This window comes from Streptomyces mutabilis, from assembly GCF_014649815.1.
In the GTDB taxonomy this organism is placed as follows: domain Bacteria; phylum Actinomycetota; class Actinomycetes; order Streptomycetales; family Streptomycetaceae; genus Streptomyces; species Streptomyces mutabilis.
Genome location: NZ_BMTT01000008.1, coordinates 224,745 through 246,676 on the forward strand (window position 1 = coordinate 224,745; position 21,932 = coordinate 246,676).

Sequence of the window (21,932 nt, forward strand, 5' to 3'; positions counted from 1 at the left end):
GGACGGTTCGCCATGCGCCGCTACGGCAAGCACACCGACGAGGACGACATCCGCTCCCGCCCCAACCGCAAGGGCAACCGGCCGCGCACCCACACCCGGCCCAAACACGAGGACGCCGCCGAGGGCCTGGTCCTCACCGTGGACCGGGGCCGGCTGACCTGCCTCGTCGAGGACCGGGTCGTCATGGCGATGAAGGCCCGGGAACTGGGCCGCAAGGCGGCGATCGTCGGCGACCGGGTGGCGCTGGTCGGCGACCTGTCCGGCAAGAAGGACACGCTCGCCCGGATCGTCCGCATCGAGGAGCGCACGTCGGTACTGCGCCGTACGGCGGACGACGACGACCCGTACGAGCGCGTCGTCGTGGCCAACGCCGACCAGCTCGCCGTCGTCACCGCCCTCGCCGACCCGGAGCCGCGCCCCCGCCTCATCGACCGCTGCCTGGTCGCGGCGTTCGACGGCGGCCTCACCCCGCTGCTGGTGATGACCAAGTCGGACCTCGCCCCGCCCGACGAACTCCTGGATCTGTACGGTGCGTTGGACATCCCGTACGTCGTCACCAGCCGCGAGGAGCTGGAGAACGGCGCCGCGGCCGACCTCGTACGGCAGCACCTGGACGGCAAGATCACGGCGTTCGTCGGCCACTCCGGTGTCGGCAAGACGACCCTCGTCAACACGCTGGTGCCGGAGGACCGCCGTCGCGTGACGGGTCACGTCAACGCGGTGACGGGCCGCGGCCGGCACACGACGACCTCGGCCCTCGCCCTCCCCCTGTCCTCCGAGACGGGCGGCTGGGTCGTGGACACCCCGGGCGTGCGGTCGTTCGGGCTCGCGCACGTCGACCCGTCCCGGGTGATCAACGCCTTCCCCGACCTGGTGCCGGGCACCGAGGGCTGCCCCCGCGCGTGCAGCCACGACGAGCCCGACTGCGCGCTGGACGCGTGGGTCGCCGAGGGGCATGCCGACCCGGCGCGGCTGTACTCGCTGCGCCGGCTGCTCTCCACCCGGGAGCGGACGGAGGGCGACTGACGTTCGCGTCGTTCGCCGTGCTGACCTTCGCGTTGTTTGCCGTGCACCGGGACCGGTAAGGGCATAATCGCACCGAGCCGGAGCCAAGCCTGAGCAAAGCCGGCCGCAGCGGTCACGGTACGACGGGACTACGGGAGGACATGACATGGCGTGGCTGCTGGTCATAGTGGCCGGGGTGCTCGAAACCGGCTTCGCCGTCTGTCTGAAGCTGTCGCACGGCTTCACCCGCCTCTGGCCCACCATCGCCTTCTGCGTGTTCGCGCTGGGCAGCTTCGGTCTGCTGACGATGTCGCTGAAGAAGCTCGACGTCGGTCCCGCGTACGCGGTGTGGACCGGCATCGGTGCGGCCGGCACCGCCATCTACGGCATGGTCTTCCTCGGCGACCTGGTCTCCACGTTGAAGATCGTCTCGATCAGCCTGGTCATCATCGGCGTGATCGGGCTGCAGTTGTCGGGCTCGGCGCACTGACCAGGCCTCAGGACGTCGACCGGCGCGGGAGGACGGTGCGCACGAGTTCCGCGACCCCACCCTCTCCGGGCGGGGCCATGACGCAGGACAGGGCGAGGCGCACCGCGAGCTCGCAGGAGCGGGCAAGGTCCAGGGTGTCCGGTGACGGGGCGCCGTTCAGGGCGGCGACGGCACGGTCGCGGACCAGGGCGACGAAGTCACCGGGCGAGGGCAGTGGGCCGTCGGCCCGACGCTGGGCCGGCACGACGGAGGCGGACGGCACCGCAGTCAGGGGCGGGGAGGGCAGGCGCTCGCTCCAGCAGCCGGTGAGCATTGCCCGTACCAGGGCGTTCTCGCGGGCGGCGGAGACGGTCCATTCGGCGGTCGCGGTGAGCCGTTCGCGATGGGTGCCCGGGCCGCCACCGGCGAGCGCGCGCTCCACACCGGCCAGGTACCCGTCCGCCTTCCTGCGGACGAGCGCCCGGGCGAGGCCCTCCTTGCTCCCGAACTCGTTGTAGAGCGTCTGCCGGGACACCCCGGCCGCCGCCGCCACGTCCACCATCCGCACGGCGGGCCAGGGCCGACGCGCCAGGGCCGTGAAGGCGGCATCGAGCAAGGACTCCCGGGCTGCAGGCACCATCGCCTCCTCGGGCCGAGCGACTTCTCGCCCAGATTTGACGGGTATGCGACCACTGTCAAGGCCCCTCGCACACTCCTGCGGGCAGTCACCCCACGTAGCTGAGGGCAGTCGCCTGCCGCCCCAGCTGCGGGCAGTCGTGCCTCCCCCAGTGCCTGAACGGCCTGGGAGGTGCCCCCAGCGTGGGGGAGAAGCCGAGCGTGGGGGAGGCACCCCGCCACGCCGGGCCCCGACGCCAGCCCCCGCCCAGCACCAACGGACCCGCGCCTGCACCAACGCCGCGCACCGCCCCGCCCCCACCGCCACGCGCCCGCGCCCGCCACGCCCGCCAAACCCCTGGTAGCCCCGCGCCACCCCCGCCGGATACCGTGACCCGCATGCCCGACTACCTCGACGACCTCCGCCTCGCCCACGTCCTCGCGGACGCCGCCGACGCGGCGACGATGGACCGCTTCAAGGCCCTCGACCTCAAGGTCGAGACCAAGCCGGACATGACCCCGGTGAGTGAAGCGGACAAGGCCGCCGAGGAGCTGATCCGCGGTCATCTCGCCCGCGCCCGCCCCCGCGACGCCGTCCTCGGCGAGGAGTACGGCACGGAGGGCGCCGGCCCACGCCGCTGGATCATCGACCCGATCGACGGCACCAAGAACTACGTCCGCGGCGTTCCCGTCTGGGCCACCCTCATCGCCCTGATGGAGGCGGGCGAGGGGGGCTACCGGCCCGTCGTCGGCCTCGTCTCCGCCCCCGCCCTCGCCCGCCGCTGGTGGGCGGTGAAGGACCACGGCGCGTTCACCGGCCGCAGCCTGACCTCGGCCTCCCGGCTCCAGGTCTCCCAGGTCTCCACACTCTCCGACGCCTCCTTCGCGTACTCCTCGCTCAGCGGCTGGGAGGAACAGGGCCGGCTGGACGGCTTCCTCGACCTGACCCGCGAGGTCTGGCGCACCCGCGCGTACGGCGACTTCTGGCCGTACATGATGGTCGCCGAGGGTTCGGTGGACATCTGCGCCGAACCCGAGCTCTCCCTCTGGGACATGGCCGCGAACGCGATCATCGTCACCGAGGCGGGCGGCACCTTCACGGGCCTCGACGGCCGCCCCGGTCCGCACAGCGGCAACGCGGCAGCGTCGAACGGCCGGCTCCACGACGAGCTGCTCGGCTACCTCAACCAGCGCTACTGAGCACCCTCAACGCGCTGCGACCGCCCCCTTGTTGACCCGCCCTTTGCCTGCCACTCTGAGAGTCCCCCTACTTGTGACCTTGTGAATCCATGAACTGACTCATGGATTCACCGGCAGGAGGTGGCTCCACCCATGCTCGTCCGCGAAGCCATGAGCACGGTCGTCCTCACCATCGGCCCAGCCCACACCCTCCGCCAGGCCGCCGCCCTGATGTCCGCGCGCCGCGTCGGCGCGGCGGTGGTCCACGACCCCGACGCCGGCGGCATCGGCATCCTCACCGAGCGCGACGTCCTCATCTCCGTGGGTCTCGGCCAGGACCCGGACACCGAGCGCGCCCACGCCCACACCACCACCGACGTCGTGTTCGCCGCGCCGTCCTGGACCGTGGAGGAGGCCGCCCGGGCGATGGCGCACGGCGGCTTCCGTCACCTGATCGTCCTCGACCGCGGCGAGCCGGCCGGCATCGTGTCGGTCCGCGACATCATCCGCTGCTGGGTCCCGGCCCGGGAGGGGGCGCAGCACGTACCGGCCTGAACCGCACGCGGAACGCGAAACGGGCCGGACCCCCGTCCCCGGGGATCCGGCCCGCCGCCACGACAAGCGGTCCAGTGCTGGATGTGTCAGCCGCGCAGGGCCTGGACCGCGGCCTCCAGCCGCTTGCCGAAGTCACCGTCGGCCTGACGGAAGTTGTCGATCGCGCGCTCGATGATGTCCTCACGCGAGACCTTCGAGATGGCGCCCGCCAGGTTGTCGATCAGGCGGCCCTTCTCCTCGTCCGTCATCAGCCGGTAGAGGTTGCCCGCCTGGACGAAGTCGTTGTCCTCGGCGTGCGACGGAGCCTCGGTCTCGCCGGTGACACCGGAGACCGCGACCGGCTGCCACAGCGCACGGTCCGTCTGGAACGGGCCGCCGAAGCTGTTCGGCTCGTAGTTCTTCGCGCCCTTGTGGCGGCCGTCGTACAGGTAGCCGTCACGGGAGTTGGTGCGCGCCTCGGTGGCGTGCGGACGGTTCACCGGCAGGTGGTCGGCGTTGATGCCGACGCGGTAGCGGTGGGCGTCGCCGTACGCGAAGAGGCGGCCCTGCAGCATCTTGTCCGGGGACGGGCCGATGCCGGGCACGAAGTGCGCCGGGGAGAAGATCGACTGCTCGACCTCGGCGAAGATGTTCTCCGGGTTGCGGTTGAGCTCCAGCTTGCCGAACCAGACGATCGGGTAGTCCGCGTGCGGCCACACCTTGGTCAGGTCGAACGGGTTGAAGCGGTACGTCGCGGCCTCGGCGACGGGCATGATCTGCACGCCGACGGTCCAGGACGGGTAGTCACCCCGCTCGATGGCCTCGCGCAGGTCGCGCTGGTGGGAGTCGGGGTCCTCACCGGCGAGCTTGTCGGCCTCGGCCTGGGTGAGGCACTTGATGCCCTGGTCCGTCTTGAAGTGGTACTTGACCCAGAAGGCCTCGCCCGCCTCGTTGTTCCACTGGTAGGTGTGCGAACCGAAGCCGTCCATGTGGCGGTACGACGCCGGGATGCCGCGGTCACCGAACAGCCAGGTCACCTGGTGCGTCGACTCGGGCGACAGGCTCCAGAAGTCCCAGACGTTGTCCATCTCGGTCGAGCCCGTGTACGGGTCGCGCTTCTGCGTGTGGATGAAGTCGGGGAACTTGATGGCGTCCTTGATGAAGAACACCGGGGTGTTGTTGCCGACGAGGTCGTAGTTGCCCTCTTCGGTGTAGAACTTCAGCGCAAAGCCACGCGGGTCGCGGACGGCGTCCGCCGCACCGAGGTTGCCGGCCACGGTGGAGAAGCGGAGGAAGGTCTCCGTCTCCTTGCCGACCTCGGAGAGGAACGCGGCGCGCGTGTACTTGGTGACATCGGCGGTGACCGTGAAGGTGCCGTAGGCACCGGCACCGCGGGCGTGCACGACACGCTCCGGGATGCGCTCACGGTTGAAGTGGGCCAGCTTCTCCAGAAGAAGCTGGTCCTGGACGAGCACGGGGCCGCCGACGCCCGCAGTCTCGCTGTTCTGATTGTCGGCTACCGGAGCACCGGCCTCCGTCGTAAGCGGTCCCTGAGTCACGTACGCCTCCTGCGCCAATCTGCAAAACCTGTCCCTTGGCTAATGCCGTTCCCGATCCTACAATGGACAATGTCTAAGTCAAGTAAGACTCCAAAGTCACACCCGTTCGGGACCCGGTTCCCCTTGCTGTTAGGCTGACCTGTATGAGTGACCTACTGGAACGGCTGCGTGGACGCGGATGGCGCATGACCGCGCAGCGGCGCGTGGTGGCCGAGGTCCTCGACGGCGAACACGTCCACCTGACGGCCGACGAGGTGCACGCCCGGGCCGTGGACAAGCTTCCCGAGATCTCCCGGGCGACCGTCTACAACACCCTCGGCGAGCTGGTCACGCTCGGTGAGGTACTGGAAGTCGCGACGGACAAGCGCGCCAAGCGGTACGACCCGAACGCGCACCGGCCGCACCACCATCTGGTCTGCGCCCAGTGCGGCGCGATCCGCGACGTCCACCCGACCGGCAATCCGCTGGCCGACCTCCCCGACTCGGAGCGCTTCGGCTTCACCGTCTCGGACGTCGAGGTCACGTACCGCGGCACCTGCCCGAACTGCGCCGCGGCGTAGGGTCCACCACACTCGCGCGAAGCCCCGGCACCGATGGGTGCCGGGGCCTTCCCGTACCCTCAAGGGCCCGCCGTGACCCTAACGCACCTAGGGCCGGAACCCTCTCGGATTCCGGCCCTAGGCCTTCAGTAGCGGGGACAGGATTTGAACCTGCGACCTCTGGGTTATGAGCCCAGCGAGCTACCGAGCTGCTCCACCCCGCGGCGATGAACGAAACATTACGTCAACCCGACGACCAGAAGCAAATCGCCTTCGCACCGCGTAGCTGCGGGCCCCGTACCGCGTAGCCGCTGCACCCACCCGTCCCGCGTAGCCGCGGGCAGTCGCTCCGCCGGGGCGGCACGGGTGGGCGAAGCGGCACCCCGCGACGCCGGGCCGCGACTCCCGCCCCCGGCCCGCACCCTCGCCGGCGAGCCCACGAACCCGCCTCAGCCCAGCACAGCGCCCCGCGTCACGCCGACAACTCCTGCCGCAACGCATCCCGCAACCGAGCCGCCCGCTCCCCCACTTCCCGCGGCCCCAGCGACACCGCCCGGTCCGCCCACCACTGCCCCTCCGCCAGCTCCCCCCGCCGCGCGCACACCAGCGCCAGTCGCAGCGCCGCCCGCCCGTGCCCGGCGTCGGCGGCCCGCCGCCACCACACGACGGCCTCCGGTTCGCTCCCCTCGCGGGCCAGCAGCAGCCCCAGATTGAAGGCGCCGTTGCGCGACCCGGACTCGGCTGCCTCCCGGTACCACCGTGCCGCCTCCACCACGTCGCCCCGCGCCGCGGCCATCATGCCGACCCGCACCTGGGCCCGCCGGTGCCCCTGGGAGGCCGCCCGCTCGTACCACTCCTCGCACTCGGACTTTTCCTGCGCCGGCTCGCCGAGCTCGTGCGCCGGCGTCAGCGGCCGGCGCGCGTCGAGCACCGTCGCCAGTCGGTACGCGGCTTCCGCGCTGCCGCCGCCCGCCGCGCACCGCAGGAACCGTTCGGCCTCGCGCTCGTCACCGTCACGCATGCGCGCCATTCCCACCTGCAGCGCCGCTTCCGTGTGCCCGGCGGCGGCGGCCCGCTCGTACCAGCGCAGCGCCGCCCGCTCCTCGCCCCGTCCGGCGTGCAGGATGCCCAGGTTGAAGGCGGCGTCGACACTGCCTGCCTCGGCGGCCTTGGAGAACCAGGGCTCGGCACCCGTCTCGTCCCCGGCGCGCAGCAGCAGGATCGCGAGCGCGTTGGACGCCTCCCGGTGCCCGGCGTACGCGGCCCGCCGGTACCACTGCTCGGCCTGTGTGGTGCGACCCTGGTCGGCGCAGAGGAGCCCGAGGTTGTACGCCCCGTTGTCGTCCCCGGCGTCCATCGCGGCGCGGTACCAGCGCTCCGCGGTCTGGGTCTCGCCGCGCTCGGCGTGCAGCGCGCCGAGGGCGTTGGCGGCGTTGCCGTCGCCGTCCTGGGCGGCCCGCAGCCACCACACGGCGGCGCTCTCGGTGTCGCCGGCGTCCCGCAGCAGGAAGCCGAGCGCGCAGGCGGCGCGGGCCTCGCCGTCCTTGGCGGACGTGAGGTACCAGCGACCGGCCTCCTTGAGCTCGCCCCGCTTCTCCAAGATCGTCCCGAGGTGCAGTGCGGCCCGCCGGTGGCCGCGTGCGGCGGCCTGGTGGTACCACTGCTCGGCCTCGTCGGCCGCGTCGGTGTCACCTTCGTCACGCTTCTGCCCGGCGCGCCGGTCCAGCGTCCGGGCCAGCCGGTACGCGGCCTCGCGGTGCCCGCGTTCGGCCGCTGCCCGCATCCACCGCTCGGCGCCCGCCTCGTCACCACGGTGTTCCAGCAGGTCGGCGAGCGCGTAGGCGCCGAGGACATGGCCCTGCTCGGCGGACTGGCACAGCCAGTACTCGGCGGCGGGCTCGTCCCCGCGCTCGCGGAAGTGCCGCCCCAGCGCGTGGGCGGCGGCGGCGGAACCGGCGACAGCTGCGATCCGCCACCACCCCGCGGCCTCGTCGGCGTATCCGCGCTGGTGCAGCAGGACACCCAGGTTGTTGGCGGCGGCCCGGTCGCCGGCGGCGGTGGCGGCACGCAGGTGGGACTCGGCTCCGTCGAAGTCGCCGCGACGCAGCAGCATCGCGCCGAGGACGCTCATCGCCTCGACGTCACCGGCTTCGGCGGCCAGCCGTCGGCGTACTTCCTCGGCGGCCTCGTCGGCGGCCTCCTGAGCCTCGTCCGTGGGCTCCTCCTGATCGGACGGCTGCGCAAAACGCCCTGTCCCGAACAGATTTACCATGTCCCCCATAACGTCCATCGTCGCACCACCTGCAACCTGGGTACATCCGGTATACCGCAGCCAGTGAGGTCACTTCAGCGTTTTGTCGACATGCCCACAGGGAGACAAGTCAAACACAGATCTCCCCAACTTCCCCTGGCGGCGCGGCCGTCGACCTCACCGGCACATGCGTTCGCACACCACGAAGGCCCGGATCCCTTTCGGAATCCGGGCCTTCGTGGTCGTTCGCACAAAGCTCACGAACTTTAGTAGCGGGGACAGGATTTGAACCTGCGACCTCTGGGTTATGAGCCCAGCGAGCTACCGAGCTGCTCCACCCCGCGCCGTTGTGTTCACAACCCTAGCACGGCGCGGGATGGGCTCTGACCAGCTCTGACGGCCGGCTCGGAGAAGGCGGTCAGCCGCTGCCCGAGCCCCCGCCGCCGGTATCGCCGGACGGCGCCGCGCTCGGACCGGCCTCGCCGTCCCCTGCCTTGTCCCCGCTCTCGTCGTCACCGTTCTTGCCGCCGGCGCCCTGGTCGGTCCTGGCCTGGGCCTCCTCGGCCCGCTTCAGCGCCTCCTCCAGATCCTTCTGCGCCTCGGCGTACGCGGCCAGGTCCTTCTGCTCCAACGCCTTCTGGCCGGCGTCGAAGGCCTCCTGCGCGTCACTCAGCGCTTCCCGGACCGTCGGGTTGGTGGACGTCGGCGGTGGCTCGGTCGTGCCCTCGCCCTCGTCCGCCGGCGGATCGGTCTCGGCCGCCTGCGCCCCGAAGACCTTGTTCAAAGCCTCGTCGAGGGTGTTCTCGAAGGCGGTGTTGCCCCCGTAACTCACCAGCACCTTGCGCAGCAGCGGGTACTTGAGATCGCCACCGCGCACGTAGACCGGTTCGACGTACAACAGTCCGCCGTCGAGCGGCACCGTCAGCAGGTTGCCGTACTCGACCTCCGAGTCACCACCTCTCAGGAGCCTGATGGACTCGGCGATGTCCTGTTCGGAGTTGAACTGGCTCTGCACCTGTTTGGGACCGTTGACGGTGGTGCTCGTCGGCAGTTTCAGGATTCTGATCTTGCCGTAGCCCTCCGTCCCCGCCTCGGCGTCGACCGCCATGAACGCGCTGAGGTTGTCGCGGCCGTTGGGTGTGAACGTCGTTGTCAGCGAGAAGGCCTGCTGTTCCTGGTCGGGCATCTTCATGCTCAGGTAGTACGGCGGCACCGCGTCACCCGACTTGTTGGTCGGGTCGTCCGGCACCTGCCACACCTCGCTGCCGCTGAGGAACGTGTTGGCGTCCTTCACGTGGTAGCGGGTGAGCAGCTCGCGCTGGACCTTGAACAGGTCCTGCGGATAGCGCAGGTGCGCCATCAGCTCGTCGGAGATCTCGCTCTTGTCCTGAACCGTGTTCGGGAAGGCCTTCATCCAGGTCTTCAGGACCGGGTCCTTCTCGTCCCACTGGTAGAGCTTGACGTCACCGCTGTACGCGTCGACGGTCGCCTTCACGGAGTTGCGGATGTAGTTGACCTGGTTCTGCTGGGCCACCACCGCCCGCTGATCGTTGGCCGCGGTCAGCGAGTCGGCCGTGGTGTCGCCGAGCGTCGTGCGCGAGGCGTACGGGTAGCCGTTCGTCGTCGTGTAGGCGTCGACGATCCACTGGATACGGCCGTCCACCACCGCCGGGTAGGCGTCACCGTCGATGGTCAGCCACGGCGCGACCGCCTCGACGCGCTCCTTGGGCGTGCGGTTGTACAGGATCCGCGAACCCTCGCCGATGGCACCGGAGTAGATGATCTGCGGCTCGCTGAACGCCGCCGCGTACGCCGCCCGGTTGATCGGGTTGGACAGGTCGACCCCGCCGTCCCCCTTGTAGCTGAACGTCTTCTCCCCGGAGTCGTCGGAGTAGTCGATCTCCTTCTGGGGACCACCGACGATCGAGTACGTGTTGGTCTTCTCGCCGTAGTAGATCCGCTGCTCGTACGTCCCGAGGTCGCCCTCGGACGGCAGGTTGGACTCGGTGAAGACCGGGCGCCCCTCGGAGTCCACCTCGGTGCCCTTGGCCGCGACCACCCCGTAGCCGTGGGTGTAGCGGAAGTGGTTGTTGATCCAGTTCTTCTTCGGGATGCCCGCCAGGTTCAGCTCGCGCAGACCGATGACCGTGTCCTGGTCCTTGCCGTCCTTGGAGTAGCGGTCGACGTCCAGGTTGGTCGGGAACGCGTAGTAGTTACGCATCTGTTGGAGCTGCTGGAACGTCGGCGAGATGACGTTCGGGTCCATGATCCGGATGGACGCGGCGGCGTTCGCGTCGTCCCGGAGCTTGGTCTTGTCCTTGGTCTCGCTGACACCGGGGTACTCCGCGACCTGCGTGCCCTCGATGCCGTAGGCCTCGCGCGTCGCCGCCAGGTTCTTCTCGACGTACGGCGCTTCCTTGGCCTGCTCGTTCGGCTGGACCTGGAACTTCTGGACGAGCGCCGGGTACAGACCGCCGATGAGGATCGCGGACAGCACCATCAGGCCGAAGCCGATCACCGGGAGCTGCCAGGTGCGCCGCCAGATGGTGGCGAAGAACAGCAGGGCGCAGATGACGGCGATGCAGAACAGGATCGTCTTGGCCGGCAGATAGGCGTTGGCGTCGACGTACCTGAGGCCCGTCCAGCTGTCCGTGGCCTTGAAGTCGCTGGACTTCACGGCCAGCCCGTACCGGTCCAGCCAGTAGGCGACCGCCTTGAGGGCGACGAAGACCCCGATGAGCACCGACAGGTGCCCGGTGGCCGCGGCCGTGGCGCGCGCGCCCGGGCTGGTGACGCGGAGCCCGCCGTACAGGTAGTGGGTGAGCGCGGCGGCGATCACGGAGATGATCACGGCTGCGAAGCCGAAGCCGAGCAGGAACCGGTACCAGGGCAGGTCGAAGGCGTAGAAGGCGACGTCCAGCTTGAACTGGGGGTCCTTCTGCCCGAAGGGGACGCCGTTGACCCACATCAGCCAGGTCCGCCACTGACCGGACGCGGAAGCGCCGGCGATGAGGCCGACCAGGGCGGTGATACCGAGCAGCAGCCACTTCTTGTACGGGGCGATACCCATCCGGTACCGGTCGAGGTTCTGCTGCTCCATCGACATGGCGCTCAGCGGCGGGCGCAGCCGGTGGGCCAGCCAGATGTTGAACCCGACGGCGAGGGCCATGAGCAGGCCGAAGACGAAGAAGAGACCGATCTTGGTCCACAGGGTCGTCGTGAAGACCGACGAGTAGTGGACCGACCGGTACCAGAGCCAGTCCGTCCAGAACCCGGCGAACATGGTGAACGCCATGCCGAGCACGGCGAGGACACCGAGTGTCATCAGCAGGGTTCGGACACGCCGGGACGGGCGGCCCATTCTCATCCGCGGCCCCGTCGGGGGGCCTCCGCCGCGGTCCGGCATCTGGAAAGCCAAGGTGCGCACCTCGAAGTTCGCTGTTGATTCGTCAGGCCCTCGGGTTCGTGGGCCCCCCGTGCGCCCCCGTGATCGTGGGCCCACACTTATGCAACTTACTCATCGTTTACTCGGTTCCCGATTCGGGCCAGTAACGAGGCAGGATTGTGACCATGTCCAACACCCCCATGGCAGCGAGCCCCCTCACCCGGGCCGTACTCGAGATCGACGAGTACGTCTCCGGACTCGGCTGGGACCAGCCCGCACGCCTCTTTGCACTTGTCGACACCGCGCGGCTGAGGGCCGATCAGCCCTCGCTCGCGGACCGGCTCGGTCTTCAGGACGAGTCGGAGAGCTCCGGCCTGACCCCGATCGAGCAGGACGAAATTCCAACGGACCAGCCGCTCGACGAGTTCCTGGGCACCATCGCCTGGCCGGACGCGGTGGTCGGCTGTGCCCTCGTCGTGGAACGCCTGATGCTGCCGCCGTCCGCCGAGGCCCAGGTTCCGCAGGGCCTGAACGAGGCCAAACTGGCGCAGTGGGTCGCGGAGCACCCGGAACGCCAGGAGGTCCGCATGACGGTCGCGGTGCTGCGCGACGGTGCCCGCGACTCCGCCCTGCGGCTGCGGGAGAAGGACTCCGCCACGGAGGTCCTCACGGGCTCCGACCTGGTGCCGGGGCTGGCCCAGGCGCTGTCGGCGACCTTCGAGGAGTAGGGGGTAGGGACCGGGGCCTGTACGCGGCGGCCTCGCCGATCAGCCCTTGGCGCAGGTCGGCAGGTCGGCCGTCCTTCCGGAGCGGATGTCCTCCAGCGCGCCGAGGGCGTCGTCGATGGTGTCCACCTTGACCAGGGTGAGCCCGTCGGGGGTGTCCTCGGCGGCGGCCGCGCAGTTGTCCGCGGGAGTCAGGAAGTACTTGGCGCCCTTGTCACGCGCGCCGATGGTCTTCATCCCGATGCCGCCGATCGGTCCGACCTTGCCGGTGTCGTCGATCGTGCCCGTGCCGGCGACGAACTTGCCGCCGGTGAGGTCGCCCGGCGTGAGCTTGTCGTAGATGCCGAGGGCGAACATCAGACCGGCGCTCGGACCGCCGACGTCGGCCAGCTTGATGTCGATGGTGAACGGGAACGTGTGGTCGGTGCCGGCGGAGATCCCCACGATGGCGCGCTTCTCACCGCCGTCGTCGGAGGTCGCGGTGGGGACCGTGATCTTTTCCGTCCTGGTGGGCGTCCGGCCCTCCTTCTCCGCGTCGGCCTGCTCCTTGGCGGGCACGATCGTGAAGTCGACGTCCTGGCCGGGTTCGTGCTTGGTCACCAGTTCGGCGACGTCGGCGGGCTTCCGGACGGTCGTTCCGTCCACGGCCTTGATCACGTCACCGGCATGCAGCCGGCCCTCGGCCGGGGAGTCCTTGACCACCGTGGAGACAACCACCCAGGATTGCACCGGGATGTCCAGGGCCTTCAGAGCGGCCACTTTGGCGCTCTCCTGGGACTGGCTGAACTCCTCGGCGTTCTCCTGGGTGGCCTCTTCCTCGGTCTTGCCGTCCGGGTAGAGGGTCTCGTGCGGCACCACGCGGTTGTCGTGTGCCAGCCAGCCGTAGACCGCTTCCACGAGGTTCATCTTGTACTCGGCGCTGGTGACCCGGACCGTGGTCATGTTCAGGTGACCACTCGCCTCGTAGGTCTTGTGACCGTCGATCTGCAGCACCGGCTCGCCGTCGTGATCCCCCAGGGTGTTCACCGTCGGCCCCGGGGACATCTCCGAGTACGGCACGGGGATGAACACACCCGCACACAGGAGCGCGATCAGCATCAGGGTGGAGGCGAGCATCGTTGCGGTACGGCGTGGCATGGCACGACAGTACGGGACGCGGCTGTCAGAACACCGTCAGGGCGTTCGGTCAGGCCCCGGTCCGGGGTCGCTCCATCGCCTCGCGGAAGCGGGCGTACCCGTCCAGTTCGGGGCCGTCACTGCGGACCTTGCGCGTCCGGTTGGCCCAACTGCCCCACAGCCCCGCGCCGACAGCAGCCACGAGCGGAATCAGCAACCAGGCAAGCGCTGCCATGCCGACCTCCCAACCCCATGAGCGTCCGCTACTGACTGATCAGCAGATTAACCATCCGCAGTGACAACGCTCACGCCGGGGGGCCGGTTACGCAACCGGAGCGACGACAGGGACGCAGGAGGATTCGATTCGGCGTTCGGGTGCACCGGGCGGCCCGGGGTCCCTTCAGCAGGCGCCCACCCACTCCTCGGTTCCGTCGGAGAACGTCTGATGCTTCCAGATCGGCACCTCGTGCTTGAGGTCGTCGATCAGCTTCCGGCATGCCTCGAAGGCCTCGCCGCGGTGCGGACAGGACACGGCGACGACCACGGCCAGATCGCCGACCTCCAGATCCCCCACACGGTGGACGGCCGCGAGCGCCCGTACGGGGTACTCCGCGACGACCTTCTCGGCGATCCGTCGCATCTCGGCCTCCGCGCTGGGATGGCAGGAGTACCCGAGCCGATCTACGTCGGTGCCCCCGTCATGGTTGCGCACGGTGCCCACGAACAACGCGGTGCCTCCGGCCGCGTCGTCCCCGACGGCCCGGAAGACCTCGTCCACGGAGAGGGGCGTCTCCCGAATGCCGATCAGCTTCACGGGGTCCGGGGCGGCCAGCTCACCGGGGTGGTCGTTCGTGGTTGCCATACGCCCATCGTGCCCCACGGCACGGCACCCGCGGAATAGCGTGATCGCCCGGCACGCGCGCGTACCGCCTCGCAGCCTCCTGCAGCGCCGCCGACACGGACGACGGGGGCAGCGAACGGAGGCCCACCACGATCAGATCCGGCGCCGGGCCTTCCGCGCCCGCCGCACCACCGCGGCCGCGCCCAGCAGCGCCACCGTCGCTCCGGCGGCTCCCGCAGCCGTCGCGTCCTTGCGCCCGAGGCGCCGCCCGGCGACCGTGCGCCGCCCGGAGACCTCGTCCAGCAGCTCCGCCAGCACCTCCTCGTTGGTGTACTTCGGCCGCCATCCCGCATCGTGCAGCCGGCTGCCGCTCACCACCCAGGGGTACATCGTGTACGCGAGATCCCCGGCCGGGGAGGGCGTCAGGCCGATGCGGTGCAGACGGGCCGCCGCACCGAGCGCGACCGTCGAGGGCAGCTCCATACGTCGGATGCCGCTGAGCTCCTCGACTTCCTCCTGCTCCAGCCAGCCGTCACACCCGACGGCCAGCTCACCGTCGGCCTTCTCCAGCACCGCGTACTCCAGGGCGCTGCACAGGTCGTCGACGTGGCAGAACTGCCAGGCCGGCCGCGACCCGGCCACGACGAGCAGCCGGGGTGACTCGAAGTACCTGGTCAGTGCGGTGTCCACGCCTCCGACCAGCACCGCCGGCCGGACGACGGTCACATTCAGACCGGGATGCGCCCGGGGCGCGCGTCGCGCGAGCCGCTCGATCTCCAGCAGGTCGCCGACGCCCGTGGCCTCGGCCGTGGCGCGCAGCTCGGCGTCCTCGGAAAGCGGGAGCTCGTTGTCCGGGAGGGCGCCGTAGACCATGGCGGAGGTGCAGAGCACGACCCGGTGCACGCCGGCCGCCGCGGCGGCGGTGAGGACGGTCTGCGTCCCCCGGACGTTGTAAGCGGTCCGGGCACCCGCGTCGGTCTCCAGGTCCAGGTCGAGCGCCAGGTGCACGACCACGTCCGCGCCGCGCAGTTTCTCGGCGATGGCCGGGTCCCGCACGTCCAGGACCTGCCACCGGGCCGCCGCGCAGTCCCCACGCCGTTCGTCGATGGCCACGACCTGTCTGACCTCGTCGGACGCGGCGAGCCGCTCGGTGAGGAGCGCCCCGATCCCGGACGCGGCACCGGTCACCGCGACGACGGGTCCGCGCGCGCCGGGGCGGGCGGAACTGGTTGACTGGTTTCGCGCTGCGCGAACCTGCGGATCTGGGGAACTCACCGGGCGTCTCCAGCGGTTGTCTTCAGTACGGGCGCGCTCGACGCGTACGTACCAGGTGGCATCCATCCTGCCGCAGGCCGTCAGTCGGCGAAGCACCGAGGCCCGAACCGCCCCGGGTGTCTACGCTGGGTGGTGAAGTCGGGCAGCCGTGCCGCCGGAAAGAACCGGCGGCCTTACCAGCCGAGGAACCCCGTGAGTGACACCCCATTCGGATTCGGCCTTCCGCCGGAGGAGCCGGACGACGGCGACGAGGGCAAGAAGAAGGACCAGCAGAGCGGCGGTGGTCAGGGACCGGCCAGCCCGTTCGGTTTCGGGATGCCCGGGGCCGGAGGCCTTGGCGGCCCCGGCGGCCCGGGTGCGGACAACCCGTTCGCCGCCATGTTCGGTTCCATGAACCCCAACGACCTGGGCGCCGCGTTCCAGCAGCTCGGCCAGATGCTCTCCTACGAGGGCGGTCCGGTGAACTGGGACATGGCCAAGCAGATCGCCCGCCAGACGGTCGCCCAGGGCACACCGGACGGCACCAAGGACGCCAGCGTCGGCCCCGCCGAACGCAACGCCGTCCAGGAGGCCGTCCGCCTGGCCGACCTGTGGCTGGACGACGCGACGGCCCTGCCCTCGGGCGCGGGCACCTCGGTGGCGTGGAGCCGCGCGGAGTGGGTCGAGGCGACCCTGCCCGCCTGGCGCGAGCTGGTCGACCCGGTCGCCGAGCGCGTCGGCACCGCCATGGGTGACGTGCTGCCCGAGGAGATGCAGGCCATGGCCGGCCCGCTGATCGGCATGATGCGCTCCATGGGCGGCGCCATGTTCGGCACGCAGATCGGGCAGGCCGTCGGCGTCCTCGCCGGCGAGGTCGTCGGCTCGACCGACGTGGGCCTGCCGCTCGGTCCGGTCGGCAAGGCCGCGCTGCTGCCGGCGAACATCGAGGCGTTCGGCAAGGACCTCGGCGTGTCCCAGGAGGAGGTGCGGCTTTATCTCGCCCTGCGTGAGGCGGCCCACCAGCGCCTCTTCGCGCACGTGCCGTGGCTGCGCTCGCACCTGTTCGGCGCCGTCGACGGCTACGCCCGAGGCATCAAGGTGGACACGGCCAAGCTGGAGGACGTGGTCGGCCAGTTCGATCCGCAGAACCCCGAGCAGCTGCAGGAGGCTCTCCAGCAGGGCATGTTCCAGCCGGAGGACACCCCGGAGCAGAAGGCGGCCCTGGCTCGCCTGGAGACGGCTCTGGCGCTGGTCGAGGGCTGGGTGGACGCGGTGGTGCACGCCGCCGCCAAGCCGCGCCTAGCCTCCGCCGACGCGCTGCGCGAGACGCTGCGCCGCCGGCGCGCCTCGGGCGGCCCGGCGGAGCAGACGTTCGCCACGCTGATCGGCCTGGAGCTGCGCCCGCGCCGCCTGCGCGACGCCTCCCGTCTGTGGGCGTCCCTGACGGACGCGCGCGGTGTCGACGGCCGGGACGGCCTGTGGGCCCACCCAGACATGCTGCCGACCGCGACCGACCTGGACGACCCGGACGGTTTCGTCCACCGCGAGCAGCTCGACTTCTCCGAGCTGGACAAGATGCTCGGCGAGGCGGCGGGCAAGCCCGACCTGAAGAAGAAGGACGAGAAGGGCTCCGACGAGGCCGAGGGCAAGGGCGACGACAGCGAGTGAGCCTCCACGACGACGCCGTCCTGGTCCTGAAGGCGTACGAGGGCCAGGACGAGTTGCGCCGGGTGTACCTGGACCATCTCGTGACGCATCCGGACGGCATGTGGAAGGCCTGCGCGGACGGGCACGTCACGGCGAGTGCCATGGTGATCGATCCGTTGCGCGAGCGGGTCCTGCTGACCCTCCACAGGAAGCTGCGCATGTGGCTGCAGATGGGCGGCCACTGCGAGCCCGCCGACGAGACGCTGGCGCGTGCCGCCCTGCGCGAGGGCACGGAGGAGTCCGGCATCGCCGGGCTGACCCTGCTCCCCGGCGGTCCCGTGCGGCTGGACCGCCACCACACGCCGTGCGCCTGGCATCTGGACGTCCAGTACGCCGCCCTGGCTCCGGACGGGGCCGTGGAGGCCATCAGCGACGAGTCCCTGGACCTGCGCTGGTTCCCCTACTCCGAGGTCGCGGACGTGGCCGACGAGTCGGTCGTACGCCTGCTCGAGGCGACCCGCGCCCGCCTGTGACCGGTAAGGGGTGAGCGCATTGGCGATCACCCCTTACCGGACTGCGGTAGTACCCCGCGCTCAGCTCCAGACGTTGCCCTGGTTCTGACCGCGGGCCCCCTGCTGGCCCATGCCGTACTGGGCGGCGACGCCCGAGCCGATCTGCGCGTTCTGCGGCGGCAGCAGCTCACTGGGCTGGACCAGCGCGAAGCCGCTGCCCATGAAGCTGAGCTCCCAGCCCTCACCGGTGCTGCCCCGGCGCCGCCACACGCCGGTCGAGTGCGTCTGAGCCTGCAGCTGCACGCGCAGGCCGGTGGACCAGGCGACGATCGCGTCGGCGTCGCAGTTGACGTACTTGTCGGGCGTCACCTGCAGCAGCAGCGGGGAGCCGGAGGTCATCAGGGCGACCTTGCCGCGCCCGGTGATGTTGAGCTGGTACTTCCCCGAGCCGGAGATGCCGTACAGGCTGTCGACCGCGATGACCTCGTGGTGCAGGGAGGAGTCCATCGCCAGCACATAGCTGCTGTCGACGGTCAGGCCGTCCTGGTCGACATCCATCACGTGGACGCACTGGGCGAGGTTGGCGAAGAAGACCGTGCCCTGCCCGTGACAGCGCATCAGGTCCAGGCCCTCACCGGTATGCGCACGCGCGCGTGACTGGTTGTTGGTCTGGTACTCGGCGTCGAACTCGACGAGCCCCTGGTAGGCGACCATCGTGCCCTTGCGGGCGAGCACGTCGTCGTGGCCCTCCAGGGCGACCCGGAGCATGTGCTTGTTCTGCAGGCTCCAGGCTTCCTGGGTCTGCTGGTCGTTGTAGGCGAAAAGCGGGCTCTGCATGGTGTTCTGGCTTCCCCTCAGCCCCGGACCCGAAGGCGGTCGGTGCTGTCCTCACTGGGCTGGACGACGACGATGCCCTGACCGGAGAAGGCCATCTGGTAGGCCTCTCCGCTGCCGCGGCCGATCAGTGACTGCGCCTTGAAGCTGCGCTTGCCCTTCACCTTCAGGTTCGGGGACCAGGCGACGAGGGCGTCGGGGTCGACGTACGTCTCGTCCTCGCCACCGCCGCAGTCGACCACGATCGGCTTGCCGCGGGAGGTGAGGGCGACCCAGCCCTGTCCGGAGATCTTCGTGTTCCACAGCCCCTGCCCGGCGAACTTGGCCAGCCCCTTGACCCGTTCCACGCCCCACGTCAGGTGGGCGTCGAAGGCGAGCAGGTTGGTGGCGTTGACGGAGATCCCGTCGCCGTTGAGGTTGATGACGACGACGTTCGCGCCGTAGTCGGCGAGGTAGAGCAGGCCGTCGCCGGAGCACTTCATCAGGGGCGCGCCCTCGCCGGTCATCCAGTCCTTCGCGATCTGGCGGACGGCCGGCGGGTTGGGCTCGTACTGGACGAAGCCCTCGTAGGCCACCATCGAGCCCACGCGCGCGAGGAGGTCGTTGCCGGTCTGCATGGCGACCTTCAGCATGTGGTTGCCGTGGTTCTCCATGCGGGCGGTGACCGGTGCGGGAGCGTAGCCCGCGAGCGGCTGGTTCATGTCGGGCTCTCCCTCAGATCTCGTACGGCTGGACGATGACGAAGTTGCCGGGCGCGGCCCGGAACTGCAGGTTGACGCTTTCGCCCGTGTCGCCCGCGTAGGAGTTGCGGCGCATCCGCACCTGACTGGAGACGACCACCTGTGCGGCGGCCGACCAGGCGACGACCGCGTTGCAGTCGGCGAAGGTGGTGGGCGTGACCGGCAGCACCACGGGCACGCCGTGCGTCTTGACGACGATCGTGCCGGTGCCCTGGAACTGCATCGTGAACAGCGCGCCGCCGGGGATGCCGTGTCCCTCGATGCGACGGACCTCGTACTGGAGACTCTCGTCGAAGGCGAGGACGTGCTCCGCGGAGACGCAGATGGCGTCGCCCTGGAGCTCGATGGGGTGCAGCATCGCGGAGTTCTCGGCGAGGAATACCTGGCCCTTGCCGGTGCAGCGCATGAGCTGCATCTCCTGACCGGTGGCGTTGCCCACGACCCGGCCGGCGAATCCGGCGCCCTTGTAGCTGAAGTCGACCTTGCCCTGGTAAAGCACCATGCTGCCCTGCCGTGCGAGCACGGGCTGACCGTCCGCGCCGAGGTCGACGCGGACCAGCTTCTTGTTCTGCTGGGTCCAGCGCTGCCCGGTCGCGGTCTCGCGGAACTGCTGTAGTGCGGCGGTCACACCGGCGCCCTGCTGCGCACTCTGGGGTGCTGCGCCCGGAGGCATGCCCTGCGGGGATCCGTAGGGTGCCTGCTGGCCGTAGCCAGGGGGCGGGGTCGGCTGGCCGTAACCCGGAGGCGGAGTCGGGTGGCCGTACCCCGGAGGCGGAGTCGGGTGGCCATACCCGGCAGGCGGGGCCGCGGCCTGGGGCGCGTGAGGTGCTTGCGTTTGGTGTGGCACTTGTGGCGGTTGCAGCTGGCCGTAGCCGGGAGGCGGCGGGGCGGTCTGCCCCGGCACCTGACCGTGCGGCGGCTGCTGGCCCGGCTGGCCGTACGGCCCGGGCGCCGGGACCGGCGGAGGCACCGGGGAGCCGCCCGGCGGCGTGTTCATGGGCGCGACGATCGTCTGCGCGGCGTGCACGTCGGAACCGGGTGCCGGGGCGGGCGTCGGCGGCGGAGTGGCGCCGGCCGGCGGGGCGAAGCCCTGCGGAGCAGCCAGAGGCCCGGGAGCCGGGGCCGGCGCAGGAGCGGCGGGAGCGCCGAAAGCGGGGGGAGCCGACGCCTGGGCCGGCGGCGCGAAACCGGGGGCGGCACCCTCGGCACCGGCCTGCGGCTGCTGCGGTGCGGGGGCCTCTTCCTCGGCCACCTCGCCGCCGAAATTCCTCAGCAGCGCGTCCAGCCCGCCGTCGAAGCCCTGTCCGACGGCGGCGAACCGCCACACGTCCTTCAGATAGAAGTCGCCCAGCATCACGGCGCGCTCGGTGGAGAACTCCGAGCCGCTGAACGGATACCGGGCAACCTCCTCGCCGCCCGCGACGATCCGGATGTATCCGGAGGCGACCTGCGACATCTGCCCCGCACCGTCGATCGTCGCCGTGAAGGACAGCTTCTGGATCTGCGGCGGGATCCTGTCGAGGGTGACACGGAACGACTCCGTGTCACCCGCCTGCGCACCCAGGAGTTGGATGGACTCCTCGGGGGTCTTCGGCTGGTTGAAGAACACGAAGTACCGGTCGTCCGACAGCCGTTCGTCGGCGTCGAGACCGAAGCAGCTGATGTCGAAGCTCAACCCGGGGCCCGACATCTGCACGCCTACGTACAGATCCGTGCCCGCGGTGAGGTCACTGATCCTGGCCTTGTGGCCGCGTTGGAATTCCCTGGCCATGCGTTACGACCGTCCCCCATCCGAATGCGAGTGCGTCGCGCCAGGCTAACGGCAATCTTGGACGCCGGAAGAAGTCGGTACAGACCCGGTACAGAACCCGTGCGCGGCCGTGGCGTACCGCCCGCCGGGGCGTATCCCGGGGGTGCGCACTACTCCCTGCGGGCGTCGGGTACGTCCGGCAGCCGGTCGGCGGCGACCACACCCTCAAGGTACCCCCGGGCCCGCTCGGTCCGCGGATACGCCTCCAGCAGCCGCCAGAACCGGGGCCCGTGGCCGGGAACGAGCAGGTGTGCCAGTTCGTGCAGGAGGACGTAGTCGACGACGTACTCGGGCATGCCCTGGAGGCGGTGCGACAACCGGATGCTTCCCTCGGACGGGGTGCACGAGCCCCAGCGCGTGTTCTGGTTGGTCACCCAGCGAACCGAGGCGGGCCGGGCCCGCCCGTCGAGGTACTGGTTCGAGAGGCGCTCGGCGCGCTCGGCGAGTTCGGCGTCGCCGAGAACGCGTTTGCTCTCCTGGGCGGCGAGCTTGTCCAGCATGACGCTCACCCAGCGTTGCTCCTCCGCCTCGGACATGCGGGCGGGGATCAGCACGACGGTGCGATCGCCCTCGCGGTACGCGGAGACCGTCCGGCGTCGCCGGGTGCTCCTGCGGACCTCGATCGCGCTCGTCGCCGGGCCGTTCGGCGGCGGATTCGTCGGTGTGCGCTGGGGCGCCCCGGCGCGGTGCAGTGGGTCGGCGGACACGCCACGACGTTACCCGCTGCACACGGGGAAGTCCCGGCTCCGGGACGCTTCGGCCCCGATCCGGCACGCCTCGCTCGACGTGTACGCCGGATTCATAGGACGAATACCCACCACCTGTGGACAACTTTCGACGCCTCGGCGTCCGCCGAGGCATGCTGGCACTCGCCGGCGGATCCGCGACCGACCACGCGGACCGGCACGCGGACGACC

General features: G+C 70.4%; 20 protein-coding genes and 2 tRNA genes. 8 read left to right on the plus strand and 14 right to left on the minus strand.

Annotated features, from left to right (window positions below):
* Positions 1-12 precede the first annotated feature (12 nt).
* Both rsgA and IE142_RS18935 read left to right on the plus strand, forming a co-directional pair.
* Positions 13-1,026, plus strand: coding sequence for a ribosome small subunit-dependent GTPase A (rsgA, locus tag IE142_RS18930; protein WP_191886865.1), 1,014 nt, complete (start codon positions 13-15; stop codon positions 1,024-1,026).
* A 145-nt stretch (positions 1,027-1,171) separates the two neighbouring features.
* A complete protein-coding gene (locus tag IE142_RS18935; protein ID WP_019326978.1) occupies positions 1,172-1,495 on the plus strand; it encodes a DMT family transporter in 324 nt (107 codons plus the stop codon).
* A gap of 7 nt (positions 1,496-1,502) precedes the next feature.
* Here IE142_RS18935 and IE142_RS18940 read toward each other — a convergent pair whose 3' ends face one another.
* Positions 1,503-2,114: a TetR/AcrR family transcriptional regulator gene (locus tag IE142_RS18940; RefSeq protein ID WP_191886866.1), complete on the minus strand. Its 612-nt coding sequence runs from the start codon at positions 2,112-2,114 to the stop codon at positions 1,503-1,505.
* Between the two features lie 374 nt (positions 2,115-2,488).
* Here IE142_RS18940 and hisN point away from each other — a divergent pair, with 374 nt between their 5' ends.
* Positions 2,489-3,289 (plus strand): histidinol-phosphatase, encoded by an 801-nt coding sequence (gene hisN, locus IE142_RS18945; protein ID WP_191886867.1) that lies wholly within the window; start codon positions 2,489-2,491, stop codon positions 3,287-3,289.
* Between the two features lie 132 nt (positions 3,290-3,421).
* Positions 3,422-3,823, plus strand: coding sequence for a CBS domain-containing protein (locus IE142_RS18950; RefSeq protein WP_043380147.1), 402 nt, complete (start codon positions 3,422-3,424; stop codon positions 3,821-3,823).
* 86 nt (positions 3,824-3,909) lie between these two features.
* On the opposite strand, the gene IE142_RS18955 is transcribed toward IE142_RS18950, so the two are convergent.
* Positions 3,910-5,361, minus strand: coding sequence for a catalase (locus IE142_RS18955; RefSeq protein ID WP_191886868.1), 1,452 nt, complete (start codon positions 5,359-5,361; stop codon positions 3,910-3,912).
* A 143-nt stretch (positions 5,362-5,504) separates the two neighbouring features.
* Between IE142_RS18955 and IE142_RS18960 the strand changes: the two genes are divergently transcribed.
* Complete coding sequence (locus tag IE142_RS18960) at positions 5,505-5,921, plus strand: Fur family transcriptional regulator (protein WP_029393677.1); 417 nt, start codon at positions 5,505-5,507, stop codon at positions 5,919-5,921.
* Between the two features lie 129 nt (positions 5,922-6,050).
* Here the strand turns inward: IE142_RS18960 and IE142_RS18965 are convergent.
* The 4 genes from IE142_RS18965 to IE142_RS18980 all read right to left on the minus strand — a co-directional run bounded on the left by IE142_RS18965 (position 6,051) and on the right by IE142_RS18980 (position 11,557).
* A tRNA-Met gene (locus IE142_RS18965) sits at positions 6,051-6,124 on the minus strand.
* A 248-nt stretch (positions 6,125-6,372) separates the two neighbouring features.
* On the minus strand, positions 6,373-8,181 hold the full coding sequence (locus IE142_RS18970; RefSeq protein ID WP_191886869.1) for a tetratricopeptide repeat protein: 1,809 nt from the start codon (positions 8,179-8,181) through the stop codon (positions 6,373-6,375).
* A gap of 240 nt (positions 8,182-8,421) precedes the next feature.
* Positions 8,422-8,495: transfer RNA gene (locus tag IE142_RS18975), tRNA-Met, on the minus strand.
* 74 nt (positions 8,496-8,569) lie between these two features.
* Positions 8,570-11,557, minus strand: a complete 2,988-nt coding sequence (locus tag IE142_RS18980; RefSeq protein WP_191886913.1) for a UPF0182 family membrane protein — start codon at positions 11,555-11,557, stop codon at positions 8,570-8,572.
* 164 nt (positions 11,558-11,721) lie between these two features.
* On the opposite strand from IE142_RS18980, the gene IE142_RS18985 reads away from it, so the two are divergent.
* Entirely contained in the window at positions 11,722-12,264 is a 543-nt protein-coding gene (locus IE142_RS18985) for a PPA1309 family protein (RefSeq protein WP_191886870.1), read from the plus strand.
* A gap of 39 nt (positions 12,265-12,303) precedes the next feature.
* Here the strand turns inward: IE142_RS18985 and IE142_RS18990 are convergent, their stop codons facing one another.
* The 4 genes from IE142_RS18990 to IE142_RS19005 all read right to left on the minus strand — a co-directional run bounded on the left by IE142_RS18990 (position 12,304) and on the right by IE142_RS19005 (position 15,493).
* Positions 12,304-13,398, minus strand: a complete 1,095-nt coding sequence (locus IE142_RS18990) for a YlbL family protein (protein WP_191886871.1) — start codon at positions 13,396-13,398, stop codon at positions 12,304-12,306.
* Between the two features lie 49 nt (positions 13,399-13,447).
* The gene (locus IE142_RS18995; RefSeq protein WP_167343791.1) at positions 13,448-13,612 is read right to left on the minus strand and encodes a hypothetical protein; all 165 of its coding nucleotides are present in this window, start codon (positions 13,610-13,612) and stop codon (positions 13,448-13,450) included.
* A gap of 165 nt (positions 13,613-13,777) precedes the next feature.
* Positions 13,778-14,239, minus strand: a complete 462-nt coding sequence (locus IE142_RS19000; protein WP_043380156.1) for a molybdenum cofactor biosynthesis protein MoaE — start codon at positions 14,237-14,239, stop codon at positions 13,778-13,780.
* A 132-nt stretch (positions 14,240-14,371) separates the two neighbouring features.
* Entirely contained in the window at positions 14,372-15,493 is a 1,122-nt protein-coding gene (locus IE142_RS19005) for an SDR family oxidoreductase (RefSeq protein WP_191886872.1), read from the minus strand.
* A gap of 192 nt (positions 15,494-15,685) precedes the next feature.
* On the opposite strand from IE142_RS19005, the gene IE142_RS19010 reads away from it, so the two are divergent.
* A complete protein-coding gene (locus IE142_RS19010) occupies positions 15,686-17,140 on the plus strand; it encodes a zinc-dependent metalloprotease (RefSeq protein WP_191886873.1) in 1,455 nt (484 codons plus the stop codon).
* Entirely contained in the window at positions 17,137-17,652 is a 516-nt protein-coding gene (locus IE142_RS19015) for an NUDIX hydrolase (protein WP_191886874.1), read from the plus strand. Before IE142_RS19010 ends, IE142_RS19015 begins: the two co-directional genes overlap by 4 nt.
* 60 nt (positions 17,653-17,712) lie before the next feature.
* Here IE142_RS19015 and IE142_RS19020 read toward each other — a convergent pair whose 3' ends face one another.
* The 4 genes from IE142_RS19020 to IE142_RS19035 form a co-directional block, all read right to left on the minus strand.
* The gene (locus tag IE142_RS19020) at positions 17,713-18,468 is read right to left on the minus strand and encodes an AIM24 family protein (protein ID WP_191886875.1); all 756 of its coding nucleotides are present in this window, start codon (positions 18,466-18,468) and stop codon (positions 17,713-17,715) included.
* A gap of 17 nt (positions 18,469-18,485) precedes the next feature.
* Positions 18,486-19,166, minus strand: a complete 681-nt coding sequence (locus IE142_RS19025; RefSeq protein ID WP_030974882.1) for an AIM24 family protein — start codon at positions 19,164-19,166, stop codon at positions 18,486-18,488.
* Positions 19,167-19,179: 13 nt separating this feature from the next.
* The gene (locus IE142_RS19030; RefSeq protein ID WP_191886876.1) at positions 19,180-20,976 is read right to left on the minus strand and encodes a TerD family protein; all 1,797 of its coding nucleotides are present in this window, start codon (positions 20,974-20,976) and stop codon (positions 19,180-19,182) included.
* 149 nt (positions 20,977-21,125) lie between these two features.
* The gene (locus IE142_RS19035) at positions 21,126-21,722 is read right to left on the minus strand and encodes a M48 metallopeptidase family protein (protein ID WP_191886877.1); all 597 of its coding nucleotides are present in this window, start codon (positions 21,720-21,722) and stop codon (positions 21,126-21,128) included.
* Positions 21,723-21,932: the final 210 nt, after the last annotated feature.

Bases quoted from the DNA above. Each gene is read 5' to 3' on its own strand.
- IE142_RS18960 (WP_029393677.1), top strand. From the start codon at position 5,505: ATGAGTGACCTACTGGAACGGCTGCGTGGACGCGGATGGCGCATGACC.
- IE142_RS18995 (WP_167343791.1), bottom strand. From the start codon at position 13,612: ATGGCAGCGCTTGCCTGGTTGCTGATTCCGCTCGTGGCTGCTGTCGGC.
- IE142_RS18940 (WP_191886866.1), bottom strand. From the start codon at position 2,114: ATGGTGCCTGCAGCCCGGGAGTCCTTGCTCGATGCCGCCTTCACGGCC.
- IE142_RS18990 (WP_191886871.1), bottom strand. From the start codon at position 13,398: ATGCCACGCCGTACCGCAACGATGCTCGCCTCCACCCTGATGCTGATC.
- IE142_RS19020 (WP_191886875.1), bottom strand. From the start codon at position 18,468: ATGCAGAGCCCGCTTTTCGCCTACAACGACCAGCAGACCCAGGAAGCC.
- IE142_RS19000 (WP_043380156.1), bottom strand. From the start codon at position 14,239: ATGGCAACCACGAACGACCACCCCGGTGAGCTGGCCGCCCCGGACCCC.
- IE142_RS18980 (WP_191886913.1), bottom strand. From the start codon at position 11,557: ATGCCGGACCGCGGCGGAGGCCCCCCGACGGGGCCGCGGATGAGAATG.
- hisN (WP_191886867.1), top strand. From the start codon at position 2,489: ATGCCCGACTACCTCGACGACCTCCGCCTCGCCCACGTCCTCGCGGAC.
- IE142_RS18970 (WP_191886869.1), bottom strand. From the start codon at position 8,181: ATGGGGGACATGGTAAATCTGTTCGGGACAGGGCGTTTTGCGCAGCCG.
- rsgA (WP_191886865.1), top strand. From the start codon at position 13: ATGCGCCGCTACGGCAAGCACACCGACGAGGACGACATCCGCTCCCGC.
- IE142_RS18985 (WP_191886870.1), top strand. From the start codon at position 11,722: ATGTCCAACACCCCCATGGCAGCGAGCCCCCTCACCCGGGCCGTACTC.
- IE142_RS19030 (WP_191886876.1), bottom strand. From the start codon at position 20,976: ATGGCCAGGGAATTCCAACGCGGCCACAAGGCCAGGATCAGTGACCTC.
- IE142_RS18935 (WP_019326978.1), top strand. From the start codon at position 1,172: ATGGCGTGGCTGCTGGTCATAGTGGCCGGGGTGCTCGAAACCGGCTTC.
- IE142_RS18950 (WP_043380147.1), top strand. From the start codon at position 3,422: ATGCTCGTCCGCGAAGCCATGAGCACGGTCGTCCTCACCATCGGCCCA.
- IE142_RS19025 (WP_030974882.1), bottom strand. From the start codon at position 19,166: ATGAACCAGCCGCTCGCGGGCTACGCTCCCGCACCGGTCACCGCCCGC.